The 15577-nt window shown below is 73.5% G+C and carries 11 protein-coding genes, 1 pseudogene and 1 riboswitch; of the genes and pseudogenes, 7 read left to right on the top strand and 5 right to left on the bottom strand.

All coding sequences use genetic code 11. The features are described 5' to 3' along the window. Window positions 1-271, top strand: a pseudogene (locus ACIQOV_RS04620) (VOC family protein); the annotation flags it as partial. On the opposite strand, the gene lnt reads toward ACIQOV_RS04620, so the two are convergent. Beyond that, window positions 247-1872, bottom strand: a complete 1626-nt coding sequence (gene lnt, locus ACIQOV_RS04615; RefSeq protein WP_401044860.1) for an apolipoprotein N-acyltransferase — start codon at window positions 1870-1872, stop codon at window positions 247-249. The pseudogene ACIQOV_RS04620 and the gene lnt sit on opposite strands and share 25 nt — an antisense overlap. A gap of 79 nt (window positions 1873-1951) precedes the next feature. Next, window positions 1952-2086, bottom strand: a complete 135-nt coding sequence (locus ACIQOV_RS04610; RefSeq protein ID WP_401044857.1) for a hypothetical protein — start codon at window positions 2084-2086, stop codon at window positions 1952-1954. Between the two features lie 134 nt (window positions 2087-2220). Between ACIQOV_RS04610 and ACIQOV_RS04605 the strand changes: the two genes are divergently transcribed. Continuing rightward, window positions 2221-3366: a tetratricopeptide repeat protein gene (locus ACIQOV_RS04605; RefSeq protein WP_401044854.1), complete on the top strand. Its 1146-nt coding sequence runs from the start codon at window positions 2221-2223 to the stop codon at window positions 3364-3366. 27 nt (window positions 3367-3393) lie between these two features. Here ACIQOV_RS04605 and cobN read toward each other — a convergent pair whose 3' ends face one another. Next, window positions 3394-7017, bottom strand: coding sequence for a cobaltochelatase subunit CobN (cobN, locus tag ACIQOV_RS04600; protein WP_401044851.1), 3624 nt, complete (start codon window positions 7015-7017; stop codon window positions 3394-3396). Then, window positions 7014-7190, bottom strand: coding sequence for a hypothetical protein (locus ACIQOV_RS04595; RefSeq protein ID WP_380539474.1), 177 nt, complete (start codon window positions 7188-7190; stop codon window positions 7014-7016). The genes cobN and ACIQOV_RS04595 overlap by 4 nt, the downstream gene beginning before the upstream one ends. Before the next feature lie 47 nt (window positions 7191-7237). Then, window positions 7238-7323: riboswitch (cobalamin riboswitch) on the bottom strand. A gap of 326 nt (window positions 7324-7649) precedes the next feature. Here ACIQOV_RS04595 and ACIQOV_RS04590 point away from each other — a divergent pair. The 3 genes from ACIQOV_RS04590 to ACIQOV_RS04580 are packed head-to-tail and all read left to right on the top strand — an operon-like array spanning window position 7650 to window position 11154. Beyond that, entirely contained in the window at window positions 7650-9017 is a 1368-nt protein-coding gene (locus tag ACIQOV_RS04590) for a hypothetical protein (RefSeq protein WP_401044847.1), read from the top strand. Next, a complete protein-coding gene (locus ACIQOV_RS04585; RefSeq protein ID WP_359901678.1) occupies window positions 9014-9640 on the top strand; it encodes a precorrin-8X methylmutase in 627 nt (208 codons plus the stop codon). The genes ACIQOV_RS04590 and ACIQOV_RS04585 overlap by 4 nt, the downstream gene beginning before the upstream one ends. Further along, window positions 9637-11154, top strand: a complete 1518-nt coding sequence (locus ACIQOV_RS04580) for a precorrin-2 C(20)-methyltransferase (protein WP_401044844.1) — start codon at window positions 9637-9639, stop codon at window positions 11152-11154. Before ACIQOV_RS04585 ends, ACIQOV_RS04580 begins: the two co-directional genes overlap by 4 nt. A gap of 135 nt (window positions 11155-11289) precedes the next feature. Here the strand turns inward: ACIQOV_RS04580 and ACIQOV_RS04575 are convergent, their stop codons facing one another. Beyond that, entirely contained in the window at window positions 11290-13029 is a 1740-nt protein-coding gene (locus ACIQOV_RS04575; RefSeq protein WP_401044842.1) for a TIGR03767 family metallophosphoesterase, read from the bottom strand. A gap of 332 nt (window positions 13030-13361) precedes the next feature. On the opposite strand from ACIQOV_RS04575, the gene ACIQOV_RS04570 reads away from it, so the two are divergent. Both ACIQOV_RS04570 and ACIQOV_RS04565 read left to right on the top strand, forming a co-directional pair. Continuing rightward, entirely contained in the window at window positions 13362-14603 is a 1242-nt protein-coding gene (locus ACIQOV_RS04570) for a cobalt-precorrin-5B (C(1))-methyltransferase (protein ID WP_401044839.1), read from the top strand. A gap of 146 nt (window positions 14604-14749) precedes the next feature. Further along, on the top strand, window positions 14750-15577 hold an 828-nt coding region (locus tag ACIQOV_RS04565), incomplete at its 3' end, for a helix-turn-helix domain-containing protein (RefSeq protein ID WP_401044836.1).

The following is a 15577-nucleotide window of genomic DNA, read 5'->3' as shown; positions in this document are numbered from 1 at the left end:
CCCGTCCGAGCACTACCCCCAATGGGGTCTGGACGGACGGGACTTCGGCGGCATGCTGACGATGGACGACCGCTTCCCGCCCCAGGTGCCGCCGCACTGGCTGCCGTACTTCGCGGTCGCCGACGTCGACAACACCGTCGGTCGGGCGACGGCGCTCGGCGGGGACGTCCTGATGCCCGCCACCGGACTGCCGGGGGGACGGCGGATCGCCGTGCTGCGCGACCCCCAGGGCGCCGCGTTCGGGGTCTACGCCGCCGGCGCCGAGGGCTGACCGGCCCGCCGGGCGACGCGCGAGCGCCGCCACCCGGCCACGGCCACCAGCGCCGCCCCCGCCGTGACCAGCAGCGCCCCGAGCGGCACCACGTCGCCGATCCGGTCGTACCAGGTCAGGGTTCCGGGCGCGGTGAGCGGCAGCCGGACGCTCAGCGCGCCGGTGCCGCCGGTGCCGCCGGTGCCGCCGGTGCCGAGCCGGGCGAGCTCCCGGCCCTGGGCGTCGAAGGCGGCCGAGACCCCGGTCAGCGAACCCTGCACGGCCGGACGCCCCGTCTCGGCGGCCCGGATCGCCGCCAGCGAGACGTGCTGCTCGGGCGCCCAGGTGCGCTGGAAGGTCGAGGTCGAGGACTGGTAGACCAGCACCCGGGCGCCGTCCCGGGCGGCGGTGCGGGCCATGTCGGGGAAGGCCGACTCGAAGCAGATCAGCGCCCCGACGGGCAGCGGCACGCCTGCCCGGTCGGTGGCGGGCAGGACGTGGAAGGACGTGCCGGGCGCCCGGTTCTCGCCCGCCGCCCGGCTGACCCCGGCTATCCAGCCGAGCGCCGGCCGCAGCGGGATGTACTCGCCGAACGGCACCAGCCGGATCTTGCGGTAGCGGTCCACCACGCCGGCGGGGGAGACCAGTACCGCGTCCTTGGAGATCCGCCCGTCCGCCTTGCGCGCGTCCTCCCCGGCGACGACCTCGGCGCCGGTGGTCGCGGCGAGCCCGCGCAGCGTGTCCAGCGCGGCCGGGTCGCGGTCCAGGTCGGCGGTGGTGCTGCTCTCGCCCCACACGACCAGGTCCACCGGCTGCCCGACGAGTCCGGCCGTGATCCGCGCGCTCGCCTCGAACCGGGCCTTGGGGTCCTCCACGATGCCGGGCTGGACCAGTGCCACGGTCGCGGCCCCGTCCCTGGCGGGCGCCTCGCGCAGTGCGAACAGCAGCGGGCCGGAGGCCAGCACCAGCACGACGGAGCCGGCGGCGACGGCCCGCGGCCGCCGGTGCACCGCGGTCAGCGCGATCAGCACCCCGGTGTTCACCGCCGCCACCGCCGCACTGACCAGCCAGATCCCGCCGGCCGAGGCCAGGGCGAGGATCGCCGGGTGCCGCCACTGGGTGGCGCCGAGCAGCGCCCACGGGCCGCCGAGCGCGGGCCAGGACCGCGCGTACTCGGTGGTCACCCAGACCGCGGGGACGACCAGGAGCGCCAGGAGCGCCCGCCGGGCGGAGAGCCGGGGGTGCAGCAGCCGGTGCACGGTGTACCCGACGCCGCTCTGGAGCGCCCCGAGCAGCACCGCGAGCACCGGCAGCCCCGGCCCGATGGACGGGACCAGCCAGGACATCGCCGCGAGGATGAACCCCGCCCCGAACCACCAGCCGCGCACCGCCGCCTCCCGGCCCGACGGCGCCCGCTGCATCAGCAGCAGCCCGGGCACCAGCGCGATCCACGCCAGCCACGCCTGCCCGGGTTCGGGGAAGGCGAGCACCGGAACCGCTCCGGCCGCCAGCGCACCGATCCGCCCCCGGTACCGGTGCGGCGCGTGCGGCTCCCGCCCCTCGGTGGGGGTCGTGGTCGTCGTGGTCGGAGCAGGGCTGGTGGGAGCGGTGCGGCGCGACATGCCCCGTATTGTCCGCTCGGACCGCCCTCGGTGCCAGATGGCCGCACACGAGGCCGACGCGGATCGGCGGACAGGCGAATCATCGGAACAACTGGATCACCCCCGAAATCACCTGCGTGAGGAGATTGGCCGCGGAAAGGAGGCTGATCGCGACTTTGATGCGCTCGTGGAGTTTCCCGTTCCCGGCCGTGCTGGTTTCGGTGTTCGTCGTCATGCTTCAAATCTGGTGTACCGGGACGTGTCGAATACGGGGCCGGGCAAAGCGTTACCGAGTGATACGTGGCGGGACCCGGCGGGACGGGAGTGGTGTAACGTTTTACGAGGGATTACGGAAAAAGGGGGCAATACGTGCAAAATGGTGGAGCGCTCGCCGACCTGACCGTGCGACTTCGTGAGCTGCACCTCAACGCCGGCGAGCCCAGCACCCGCCGGATCGCCGCCGGGACCGCCGGCGCGGTGAGCCACAGCACCGTCCACCAGGCGCTGACCGGCAAGCGCCTGCCCCGGTGGGGCGCGCTGGAGCTGATCGTGGAGGCGCTCGGGGGAGATCCGGAGGAGTTCCGCGCCGCCTGGAAGTCCGCTCGGCTTCAGGAGGACCGCCCGGAGGAACCAGCCGACCGGGCGACGCCCACGGACAGTCGCCGCTATCGGCTGTCGGAAGGGACGGAAACAGGTCTGGGGAGGCAGCGCATTGCGTACCGCATCGCCGAGAGGATGCTCGACTCCGGAAATCCTCAAGAAGCTGCGAAATTCCTGAAGAAGGAATTCGAAGGGAGCCCTCGGAGCCCGTTGACGGTGTTGTACCTGCGCGCTCTGGCCAAGTCGAATGACAGCGGGATCACAGCTGTTCTGAAGGTGCTCCGGGGCGTGGACATGGAGTCGGCGGACGCGGCCGAAGCGGTCGCCGATTACCTGGAGGACCACCTCGGGGACGTCGAGGCGTCGCTCGGACACATGCTGAACGCCCTTCGGCTCGACCCCGGCAACGGGCTGTACGCCTGGTCCGTGGCGGGCTATCTCGACTACCTGAACCGTCCCGAGGAAGCTCTGCCGTACTACCGGCGGGGCGCTGAGCTCTTCCCGACCGACAACCTCTGCGTGGCCGGCTGTGCCAGGGCGTTGGTCAAGGCCGGCCGGTTCGCCGAGGCCGAGCGGGTCGCCCGGTCGTCGGGCAGTGATGACATCGAGGTCAAGGAGTGGCTCGCCCAGGCCCTGGCACTCCAAGGGAAGTTCGACGAGGCGGAGCAGGAGCTGCGCCCGTTGACGGACCGGGCGTACATCGCAGAGATCCTGGCCCGGATTCTGCTGACCGCCGGGAGGTACGACGACGCGCTGAAGCTGGTGGAACGACGCGTCGACGACGACCACGTCGGTCTCGCCTTCCAGGCCACCTACCTGGACGTCCTGGTCGCCGCCGGCCGGACCGGGGAGGCCGACCGCTGGCGGGCCCGCCTCGAAGCGCAGTGGTGGGAACGCGAAGGCCGCCGGTCCTGACACCGGCGGCCTCCGCTCAGCGGGGCGTCAGTCCTCGCCGCCCTCCAGGTCACCCTCGGTCTCCAGGAACGCGGCCTGCAGCTGCTCGATCAGCCGCGGGTCCGGCTGCTCCCACAGCCCGCGGCTCGCCGCCTCCAGCAGCCGCTCGCTGATCCCGTGCAGCGCCCACGGGTTGGCGCCCGCGAGGAACTCCCGGTTGACCGGGTCGAGGACGTACTCCTGGGTCAGCTTCTCGTACATCCAGTCCGCGACCACGCCCGTGGTGGCGTCGTAGCCGAACAGGTAGTCCACCGTCGCGGCCATCTCGAAGGCGCCCTTGTAGCCGTGGCGGCGCATCGCCTCGATCCAGCGCGGGTTGACCACCCGGGCGCGGAAGACGCGGGCGGCCTCCTCGGTCAGGGTGCGGGTGCGGACCGTCTCCGGGCGGGTCGAGTCGCCGATGTAGGCGGTCGGCGCCTTGCCGGTGAGGGCGCGCACGGTGGCCACCATGCCGCCGTGGTACTGGAAGTAGTCGTCCGAGTCGGCGATGTCGTGCTCACGGGTGTCGGTGTTCTTCGCGGCGACGGTGATCCGCTTGTACGCGGTCTCCATCTCCTCGCGCGCCGGGCGCCCGTCCAGCCCGCGGCCGTACGCGTAGCCGCCCCAGACCGTGTACACCTCGGCCAGGTCGGCGTCGGTGCGCCAGTCCCGGCTGTCGATCAGCTGCAGCAGGCCCGCCCCGTACGTGCCCGGGCGGGAGCCGAAGACCCGGACGGTGGCCTTGCGCTCGTCGCCGTGCACGGCGAGGTCGGCCTGGACGTGGGCGCGCACGTAGTTCGACTCGGGGGACTCCTCCTGGGCGGCGGCCAGGCGCACCGCGTCGTCCAGCAGGGCGACGACGTGCGGGAAGGCGTCCCGGAAGAAGCCGGAGATGCGCAGCGTGACATCGATGCGCGGGCGGCCCAGCTCCTCCAGCGGGATCGGCTCCAGGCCGGTGACCCGGCGCGAGGCGTCGTCCCAGACCGGGCGCACGCCGAGCAGGGCGAAGGCCTCGGCGATGTCGTCGCCGGCCGTGCGCATCGCGCTGGTGCCCCAGAGCGAGAGCCCGACCGAGGGCGGGTAGGCGCCGTCGTTGTCGGCGGTGTACCGCTCGACCAGCGAGGTGGCGAGGGCCTGGCCGGTCTCCCAGGCGAGCTTGCTGGGGACGGCCTTCGGGTCGACGGAGTAGAAGTTGCGGCCGGTCGGCAGCACGTTGACCAGGCCGCGCAGCGGCGAGCCGGACGGGCCGGCCGGGACGAAGCCACCCTGGAGCGCGTGCAGCACGGCGTCCAGCTCGTCGGTGGTGGCGGACAGCCGCGGCACCACCTGGGTGGCGGCGAAGTCCAGCACCTTGCGGACGGCCTCCTGGACGGTCTCCGGCAGCTCGGCGGTGACCTTCTCGACCGCCTCGGGCGCCCAGTCCTCCGCCTCCATGGCTTCGACCAGGGCGCGCGCCTTGGCCTCGGCCGCGTCGGTGGCGCCGAGGGTGAGCGCCGCCTCGTCCAGGCCGAGCGCCTCGCGCAGGCCGGGCAGGGCGCTGACGCCGCCCCAGATCTGCCGGGCGCGCAGGATGGCGAGCACGATGTTGACCCGGTCGGTGCCGGCCGGAGCCTGGCCGAGGACGTGCAGACCGTCGCGGATCTGGGCGTCCTTGACCTCGCAGAGCCAGCCGTCGACGTGCAGCAGGAAGTCGTCGAAGCCGTCGTCCTCGGGGCGCTCGTCCAGGCCGAGGTCGTGGTCGAGCTTGGCGGCCTGGATCAGGGTCCAGATCTGGGCGCGGATCGCCGGCAGCTTGGCCGGGTCCATCGCGGCGATGTTGGAGTGCTCGTCCAGCAGCTGCTCCAGGCGCGCGATGTCGCCGTAGGAGTCGGCGCGGGCCATCGGCGGGACGAGGTGGTCGACGAGCGTGGCGTGGGCGCGGCGCTTGGCCTGGGTGCCCTCGCCCGGGTCGTTGACCAGGAAGGGGTAGACCAGCGGCAGGTCGCCGAGGACGGCGTCCGGGCCGCACTCGGCGGACAGCGCGGCGGTCTTGCCGGGCAGCCACTCCAGGTTGCCGTGCTTGCCGAGGTGGATCACCGCGTGGGCGCCGAAGCCGCCGTCCTCCTGGGCGGCCTCGATCCAGCGGTAGGCGGCCAGGTAGTGGTGGCTCGGCGGCAGGTCGGGGTCGTGGTAGATGGCGACCGGGTTCTCGCCGAAGCCGCGCGGCGGCTGGATCAGCACGAGCAGGTTCCCGGAGCGGATCGCGGCCAGCACGATGTCGCCGTCCGGGTTCTGCGAGCGGTCGACGTACAGCTCGCCGGGGGCCGGGCCCCAGTGCTCCTCGACTTGCTCGCGCAGGCCCTGCGGGAGGGTGGCGTACCAGCGGCGGTAGTCGGCCGCGGGGATGCGCACCGGGTTGCGGGCCAGCTGGTCCTCGGTGAGCCAGTCCTGGTCGTAGCCGCCGGCCGCGATCAGGGCGTGGATCAGCGCGTCGCCCTCGTGGCCGCCCTCGCCGTCGTCGAACGAGGGGAGGTCGTTCCCGAGGTCCATGCCCTCCGCGCGCAGCCGCTCCAGCAGCCGCACCGCACTGGCCGGGGTGTCCAGGCCGACGGCGTTGCCGACCCGGGCGTGCTTGGTCGGGTACGCGGACAGCACCAGGGCGAGGCGGCGCTCGGCGGCCGGAACGTGCCGCAGCCGGGCGTGCTTGACGGCGGTGCCGGCGACCCGGGCGGCGCGCTCCGGGTCGGCGGCGTAGACGGTGAGGCCGTCCTCGTCCAGCTCCTTGAAGGAGAACGGGACGCTGATCAGGCGGCCGTCGAACTCCGGCACGGCGATCTGGGTGGCGGTGTCCAGCGGGGACAGGCCGTCGTCGCTGGCCTCCCACTGGGCGCGCGACCAGGTGAGGCAGAGCGCCTGGAGGATCGGCCGGTCGAGGGCGGCCAGCGCGCCCGCGTCCCAGGCCTCCTCGTCCCCGCCGGCCTGGGCGTCGGCCGGGCGGGTGCCGCCGGCGGCGAGCACGGTGGTGACGATGGCGTCGGCCTCGCCGAGCGCGGCCAGCAGCTCCGGCTCGGCGCCGCGCAGCGAGGCGCAGTAGTAGGCCTTGGCCCGGGCTCCCTGGTCCTCGACGGCTCGGCAGAGCGTCTCCACGAAGGCGGTGTTGCCGCTCATGTGGTGGGCGCGGTAGTAGAGCACCGCGACGGTCGGTCCCTCGGTCGTACGGGCTTCGCGCTCCAGCGGGCCCCAGGCCGGGGCGGAGGCGGGCGGGGCGAAGCCGTGACCGGTCAGCAGCACGGTGTCGGAGAGGAAGGCGCCCAGCTCGGCCAGGTTGGCCGCGCCGCCGTGGGCCAGGTAGGCGTGCGCCTCGGCGGCGATGCCGGCCGGGACGGTGGACAGCTCCATCAGCTGGGCGTCGGGGGCCTGCTCACCCGTCAGCACGATGACCGGGCGGGGGCCGGCCAGCAGCGTGTCCAGGCCCTCCTGCCAGGCGCGGCGCCCGCCGAGCAGGCGGACCACGACGAGCTCGGTGCCCTCCAGCAGCGCGGGCAGGTCCTCGGGGGTGAGTCGGGCCGGGTTGCCGAGCCGGTAGCGCACCGGGCCCTCGGAAGCGCGGGCGCTGAGCAGGTCGGTGTCGGACGTCGACAGCAGCAGGATCATATGAAGGCCCTCCCGGCCTCGTCGGTGGCCAGGGCGGCCGGGATCTGGGCCGGGTCGGCCGCAGAGGTGGCCGGAGCGGCCGCGCGGTCGACCGGGGTGGTCGTGGCGGCGGCCGGAACGGCCGTGATGGCGGCCGGGGACGCGGGCGCGGGCATGCGACAGCGCTGGAACATGTCTGCCTTCCTCGGGGTCCGCGCCCCGGGCCGGTGGAGGACGGCAGGAGTTCCTGGCTCCCGCGGCCGACCGGTCTACCGGTGAACCGCGGTCACAGTGGCGGGACCGCACCGGGTTCGCACCGGTTTCCTCCCCTGCGCCGTCGCTGGCGTGTGGGCGGCCCGCTGGGACCGCCCGTCAGCATCGTACGGGGTACGGCTGACCTGGGGGAGGGTGAGCTTTCGGACGTTCGGGCATGCGAGGCGACAACGAGGCGGCGGTGAAGCGGTGGTGAAGCGGGGGCGAAGCGGGGCCGAAGCGCGACGAAGCGGGGCCGAGGCGGGGGGGTGTAGCGGGGTCGAAGCGGGGCGCGGGGCCGGTGGTGAAGCCGATGAGGTGGTCGGGGTGCGGCCGGGGTGCGACCGAGGTGCGGCCCGGGTGTGATGCAGCGGACGGAGGCAAGCGATCGGATCATCTGTATGCTCGCCGCCATGCCACCGACACCCGACGCCACCGCGCCGGGCGCCGCAGGACCCGACCGGGAGGTGCCCGACCGGGGGCGTGCGGACGCCTGCCCCGGAGCGCTTCGTCTGCATACGGCCGACGACGGCGCCCTCGCCCGGATCCGCCTGCCCGGCGGGCTGCTGACGGATCGTCAGGCCCTCGCGCTGGCCGAGGCGGCCGAGGTCCTCGGCGACGGTGAGCTGGAGACCACCTCGCGCGGCAACGTCCAGCTGCGCGGCCTGGCCCCGCACTGCGCGGCCGAGCTCGCCGACCGGCTGCGCGCCGTCGGACTGCTGCCCTCGGACACCCACGAGCGGGTCCGCAACATCATCGCCTCGCCGGCGGCCGGACTGGACGCCGCAGGCGGCCCCGGCAGAGCCGATGTACAGGCCTGGGTACGGGAATTGGACGCACGACTGTGCGCGAGCGACTGGGCGGCCGGGCTCTCCGGCAAGTTCCTGTTCGCGCTGGACGACGGGCGGGGCGACGTCGCCGCGCTCGACGCCGATGTGACATTGATCGCAGGCCCGGACGGCACCCGGCTGCTGCGCCTCGGGCGAGCCGACCACGGACACCCGGTCGAGGCCGGGCAGGAGGTGACGGCCGTGCTGGACGCGGCCCGCTCCTTCCTGGCGGCGCTGCGGACCAACGGGCGCAAGGCCTGGCACCTGCGCGAGGCCCCCGACCTGCTGCCGGCCGGCCCGGTTCCGCTGCCCGCCTTCGCCGGTGCCGCGCCCGCCGTCGGCGCGCTGCCCGGCGGGCTCTCGGTGGGACTGCGCTTCGGCCGGGCGGGCGCCGGGCAGTGGCGGACGCTGGTCGCCGCCTCGGCCGGCGAACTGCGACTGACCCCCTGGCGCGGAGCGGTGCTGCCCGGCGCTCCGGCCGACCGGTTGCCGGCTCTCGCCGCGGCGGGCTTTCGCACCGAGCCCGGCTCGGCCTGGGAGCGGGCCACCGCCTGCACCGGGCTGCCGGGCTGCGCCAAGTCGCTGGCCGACGTCCGCTCGGACGCGGCCCGGGCGTTGGACTCCGGTGCCGCTGCGGCAGTCGGTGCCGCGTTGGACGCCGGTGCCGCTGCGGGGGCGGGTCTCGTGGTGGGGGTCGGTGCCGGGCCCACAGGTGTGCTGCCCGTCCACTGGTCGGGCTGTGAACGGCGCTGCGGCCACCCGGCCGGGCGCTGGGTGGACGTGCTCGCCACAGGGCGCGGCTATCGGGTGACGGTGAACGCCGCGGGAGCCGGTGCGACGGCTGCCGATGCGGCGGACGTCAAGGACGCGACGGGCGTCGACGTGACGAACGAGGAGATGGCCGAGGCGGTCGCCGAGGCCAGGAGGACCACGAAGTGATCGAGTACGAGAAGGACGGCGCGTCCATCTACCGCCAGTCCTTTGCCACCATCCGCGCGGAGGCCGATCTGGCCGCCCTTCCGGCGGACGTCTCCCAGGTCGCGGTGCGGATGATCCACGCCTGCGGGATGGTCGACCTGGTCGAGGACCTGGTGTACTCGCCCGGTGTGGTCGCCTCCGCGCGCGCCGCGCTGCACGCCGGTGCGCCCATCCTCTGCGACGTCAACATGGTCGCGAGCGGCGTCACCCGCAAGCGGCTGCCGGCCGACAACGAGGTGATCTGCACCCTCACCGACCCGTCGGTGCCCGAACTCGCCCGGAAGATGGGCAACACCCGCAGCGCCGCGGCCATGGAGCTGTGGCTGCCCCGGCTGGAGGGCGCGGTGGTCGCCGTCGGCAACGCGCCGACCTCGCTGTTCCGGCTGCTGGAGATGATCGAGGCGGGCGCACCGCGACCGGCCGCGGTGATCGGCGTTCCGGTCGGCTTCATCGGCGCCGCCGAGTCCAAGCAGGCCCTGGCCGAGCACCCGTCCGGCCTGGAGCACCTGGTGGTGCGCGGCCGGCGCGGCGGCAGCGCGATGGCCGCCGCCGCCGTCAACGCGATTGCGAGCGAAGAAGAGTGACGGAACATCAGAACCACACGGGCCGGCTGTACGGTGTCGGGCTCGGCCCGGGCGACCCGTCGCTGGTGACCGTCCGGGCCGCCGAACTCATCGGCAAGGCCGACGTGGTGGCCTACCACAGCGCCCGGCACGGGCGGTCCATCGCACGCTCGATCGCCGAACGGTATCTAACGGGCGGTCAGGTCGAGGAGAAGCTGGTCTACCCGCTCACCGTCGAGACCACCGACCACCCGGGCGGCTACCGCGGCGCGCTGGACGACTTCTACGAGGAGGCCGCCGCCCGGCTGGCCGCCCACCTGGACGCCGGGCGCGACGTGGTGGTCCTCGCGGAGGGCGACCCGCTCTTCTACGGCTCCTACCAGCACATGCACAAGCGGCTAGCGCACCGCTACCCGACCGAGGTGGTGCCGGGCGTGACCTCGCTCAGCGCGGCCGCCGCCCGGCTCGGACAGCCGCTGACCGAGGCCGAGGAGACGCTCACCGTCATCCCCGGCACGCTGCCCGAGGAGGAGCTGACGGCGCGGATCGCGGCCGCCGACTCGGCCGTGATCATGAAGCTGGGGCGCACCTTCCCGACCGTCCGCCGGGCCCTGGAGCGGGCCGGGCGGCTGGCGGACGCGCAGTACGTGGAGCGGGCCTTCATGGCGGGGGAGCGGGTCGCGCCGCTCGCCGAGGTCGAGGACGGGACGGTGCCGTACTTCTCGGTCGTGGTGCTGCCGAGCAAGGTCGCGCCGCTGGAGCCGGAGATCCGGCTGTCGGAGGGCGTCGGCAGTGTGACCGTGGTCGGCACCGGGCCGGCCGGACCGCTCTGGCTGACCGCCGAGGCGCGCGGCGCGCTGTCCGAGGCCACCGACCTGGTCGGCTACACCACCTACCTGGACCGGGTGCCGGAACGGCCGGGGCAGCGGCGGCACGGCTCGGACAACAAGGTGGAGTCGGAGCGCGCCGAGTACGCCCTGGACCTCGCCCGGCGCGGGCACCGCGTCGCGGTGGTGTCCTCGGGTGACCCGGGGGTGTTCGCGATGGCCACCGCGGTGCTGGAGGTCGCCTGTGAGGAGGCGTACCGGGACGTCCCGGTGCGGGTGCTCCCGGGGATGACCGCCGCCCATGCGGCCGCCTCCCGGGCCGGCGCCCCGCTCGGGCACGACTACGCGACGATCTCGCTCTCGGACCGGCTCAAGCCCTGGGACGTGGTGGCGAAGCGGCTGCGCGCCGCCGCCGGGGCGGACCTGGTGCTCGCGCTGTACAACCCGGGCTCGAAGTCCCGGACCACCCAGGTCGGGCTCGCCCGGGACCTGCTGCTGGAGTACCGGGCGCCGGAGACCCCGGTGGTGATGGCCCGCGACGTCGGCGGCCCGACCGAGCGGGTGCGGATCGTCCGGCTGGGCGAGCTGGACCCGGCGCTGGTCGACATGCGGACCGTCCTGCTGATCGGTTCCTCGCAGACCCGGACGGTCGAGCGGGGCGGCGGCGTGGAGGTCGTCTGGACGCCGCGGCGGTACCCGGAGGAGTGACGGGCGACGGATGACAGCGAACAGATTTCATCATCTGTTCGCTGTCATCCGTCATTCGTCAGCTGTCATCCGCCATCCGCCATCCGTCGACTGTCGGCCGTCACCCGTTGGCCGCCGTTCGCCGGACCCCGGCCGTTACCGGGTCGGCTTGGTGAGCAGCAGCTCCGTGTTGTGGTCCCCGTCCGTGCCCAGCAGTGCCGTCGGCCGGCCGTTCGGGTCGTTGTACGACAGCTCGCGGTAGAGCGCCGCGAGGTTGGCGTCCGAGGTGCTGCCGAAGTCCGTCCCGTACGGTGCGGAGGACTCGATCAGCGTGGTGAACAGCGAGAGCGTGCCGTCCCCGTTGTCCGCGATCTCGATGATCCGCCCGTGCTGCGGGTAGTCGATGTGCGAGGCGGTGTTGATCTCCCAGAACGCCCGCTCCGGCACCGCGTGGCCGTGCGGCGTGATCTTGTTCATGTGGGTGTGCCCGTTCACCCACGCGACCACGTTCGGGTAGCGCTGGAGCAGCGCCACCAGCTCGTTGCCGTCGTGTCGCCCCTCGAAGATGTTGCGCGGGTCCGGCAGCAGGTTGCCCATCGTGCCGCTGGTGTGGTGGCTGAAGACGAGGATCAGCTCGTCCGTGCTCCCGCCGGTCACCTTGCGCCCGTCGGCGTCGTACCAGTGTCCGCTGTGCGCCTTCAACTGCTGCTCCAGCCAGCGCAGTTGCGCGGTGCCCAGTGAACCGTCGGCGAACCCGGCCTGGTTGGTGGTGTCCAGGCTGATGCCGACCACCTTCTCCGAGATGCGGAAGGTGTAGTAGAGCTTGCCGCTGTTGGCCATGTCCGAGGTGAAGCCGTGCCCGTACGGGCCCGCGCCGGTGACCGCCGGGTCCAGGTGGGCCTTGGCGAACTCCTTGAGCGTGAACGGCCGGCGGCGATCGTCCGGGGTGATCCTGCGCACCAGGTCGCCGCTGGCGATCAGCTTCGCGAGCAGCAGTACGGCGCCCGCCGGGTCACGGCGCAGCGAGTCCATCAGCTGGGCGGCCGTGGCGTCGTCGCAGCCCTCCAGCTTGTACTGGCCGGCGTACAGGTCGTTCAGCAGTCCGAGGTCCGGCAGCGAGCCCTCGATGCTGTCGTCGTGGTTGCCGACCGTGGTGTACCAGGGCGTGCGCAGGCCGGGCGCGTCGAAGGGGCGGCCGGCGGCTGACAGGAAGCCGGGTATCTGCGGGAAGCCCTTCGCCTTGTAGCCGTCGCTGTAGGAGAGTTCGGGGTTCCAGTAGGCCGCGTTGCCGGAGTTCTGCACCCCTTCGTAGCGGCTCGGGTCGCCGGTGTTCTGGGCCAGCCGGCCGCCGCCCATGACCTTGAGGTACCAGTCGAGTTCGGCGAGCTCGTGGTTGTCGGTGTTGTCGCCGGTGGCCATCACCATGCTGAACGGCATCCCGGTGTAGGGGCCGCCGGCGAGCGAGTTGACCCGCTCGACGAGGGCCGAGACACCGCGGGCGTTCAGGGCCTCCTGCGGCCGGTAGGCGCTGCCGTTGAGCTTGGCCAGGTACTCGAAGCGCACCGGGGACTCGGTGTCCACCAGGTGCAGGTCGCTGAACTGGACGAAGCTGGCGAGGCCGGTCCGGCGGTCGTCCCGTCCGGTGGTCGCCGACGCCAGGTCGCCGCGCACCATCAGGGGCCAGCCCGGTCCGGCCGTCAGCCGCTTGTAGCCACCGGTACCGACCGGGGTGGCCACCTGCTCCAGCGTGGTCCCGGTGATCCTGACCGCCCGCTCGGCCGTCGTCGCCAGCGCCCGGTCGCGCGTCGCGCCCGAGGCGAACTGCGCGCCGCCCAGCGACAAGGCCGACCAGGCGGCGGCCACCGACGTACCGGTGAGGAACGTACGCCGACTCATCCCTGCCACAAAAACCCCCACATGCTGATGGCCCGGCGGGGCGCTTCGACCCCGGCCGGGCCCACGTCTGTCATGAACCCGCTTCTGGCGGACCGCCAGATTACTCACTGGTAGGCACGGTGGGCGAGGCCCGCGCAGAGAACTCTTCGGGAACGCGGGGCAGCGGCCCCGTGCGGCTCGTGCTCGGGATTCCTCCGCACCGCGCAGGGACGCGGGTGCCGCCACCCCGGTCGGGTCCCACCCGGCCCGGTGGGGGAAAATCGGCGGCGGCGGCCGGTGTGGCCGCCGGAGCGGAGCAGGACGGCGCGGGCGCCGTCGGAAACGGGGCGCAGGTGGCCGCAGCGGGAGCCGAGGCGGGAGCCGGAGCGGGAGGCCGGGCCGGCCAGCTGAAGAGCAGCGGCCTGCGGCCCGGCTGGACGACGGGGGCCTGCGCCACCGCGGCCACCAAGGCGGCGTACACCGCGCTGCTCACCGGCGAGTTCCCGGACCCGGTGGTCATCACCCTGCCCAAGGGCCAGCAGCCCGCCTTCGCCCTCGCGGCCGAGGAACTGACCGCCGCCGAGGAGCCGGCCTCCGCCGCGAACCCCGTCGCCGGAGAGCCGGTCGGTGCGCCCGGCAAGCCCGACAAGCCCGGTGCGCCCGGCCCCGACCGGCGCATCGCCGCCATGGCCGGGGTGGTCAAGGACGCGGGCGACGACCCCGACGTCACCCACGGCGCGCTGATCCGCTCGACCGTACGGCCCGGCGCGCCCGGCACCGGGGTGGTGTTCCGGGCCGGTCCCGGGGTGGGGACGGTCACCAAGGCCGGCCTGCCGCTGCCGGTCGGCGAGCCCGCCATCAACCCGGTGCCCCGGCAGATGATCCGGGACGCGGTCGCCGAGGTGGCCGCCGCCCGCGGTGGCAGCGGGGACGTGGTGGTGGAGATCTCGGTCGACCACGGCGAGGAGATCGCCCGTTCCACCTGGAACCCCCGGCTCGGCATCCTCGGCGGTCTGTCCATCCTCGGCACGACCGGGGTGGTCGTCCCCTACTCCTGCTCGGCCTGGATCGACTCGATCCGCCGCGGGGTGGACGTGGCCCGGGCGGCAGGGCGCACCCACGTGGCCGGCTGCACCGGGTCGACCTCGGAGAAGGTCGCGGTGGCGGAGCACGGGCTGCCGGAGGACGCGCTGCTGGACATGGGCGATTTCGCCGGCGCCGTGCTCAAGTACCTCAAGCGCCACCCGGTGCCCCGGCTGACCATCGCGGGCGGCTTCGCCAAACTGTCCAAGCTCGCGGCCGGCCACCTCGACCTCCACTCGGCGCGCTCCCAGGTGGACAAGGGGTACTTGGCCGAACTGGCCCGTCGGGGCGGGGCCGACGAGGCGCTGGCCGGGGCGGTCGCGGGTGCCAACACCGCACTGGAAGCGGTGCAGTTGTGCCGGGCGGCCGGGGTGCCGCTCGGGGATCTGGTCGCCGAGGCGGCCCGGGCGACGGCGCTCGGCGTGCTGCTGGGCTCGCCGGTCGCGGTGGACGTCATCTGCATCGACCGCGCGGGCACCGTCGTCGGCCGGGCGGAGCCGCTCGGGCCGTGACACTGTCACGAGTGTCACGACGGCGCGACAACCTCACCTGGTGATGTGAAGAACTGACGTCCATACGGGGCGAGAAACGGACAAATGGAGTACCACGCCGGACCCCCGGTCTGTCGCCATCTCAACCATGAGATATCGTCTGGCGAGTGACAGGCGACTACCTCACCCGTATCGGCACCCTCATCCGTACCGCGCGCCAGCACCGCGGCTGGTCCCAGGCGCAGCTCGGAGAGGCCCTCGGAACCAGCCAGAGCGCGGTCAACCGCATCGAACAGGGCAAGCAGAACGTCAGCCTTGAGATGATCGCCCGCATCGGCGAAGCCCTCGACAGCGAGATCGTCTCCCTCGGCTACTCCGGCCCGATGCACCTGCGCGTCGCCGGCGGCACCCGGCTCTCCGGTGCGATCGACGTCCGCAGCAGCAAGAACGCCTGCGTGGCGATCCTCTGCGCCTCGCTGCTGACCACCGGCCGCACCACGATCCGCAGCGTCGCGCGGATCGAGGAGGTCTACCGCATCCTTGAGGTGCTCACCAGCATCGGCGTCAAGAGCCGCTGGATCAACGAGGGCCGCGACCTCGAACTCACCCCGCCCGCCGAGCTGGACCTCGCGGCGATGGACGTCGAGGCGGCCCGCCGCACCCGCAGCGTGCTGATGTTCCTCGGCCCGCTGATGCACCGCGCCCAGCACTTCGCCATCCCGTACGCGGGCGGCTGCGACCTCGGCACCCGCACCGTGCAGCCGCACCTGACCGCGCTGCGCCGCTTCGGCCTGGAGGTCGCCACCACCGGCGGCGCCTACCACGCCTCGGTCGAGCCGGGCGCCCCGATGGACCGCCCGATCGTGCTGACCGAGCGCGGGGACACGGTCACCGAGAACGCCCTGCTGGCCGCCGCCCGGCACGACGGCGTCAGCGTCATCCGCAACGCCTCGCCCAACTACATGGTCCAGGACCTCTGCTTCTTCCTGGAGAAG

Origin of the sequence: Kitasatospora sp. NPDC091257, from assembly GCF_044757675.1 — a bacterium.
Lineage (GTDB): Bacteria > Actinomycetota > Actinomycetes > Streptomycetales > Streptomycetaceae > Kitasatospora > Kitasatospora lactacystinica.
Note: the sequence above shows the minus strand (reverse complement) of the source record. Positions and strands in the feature narration are given on the sequence as shown.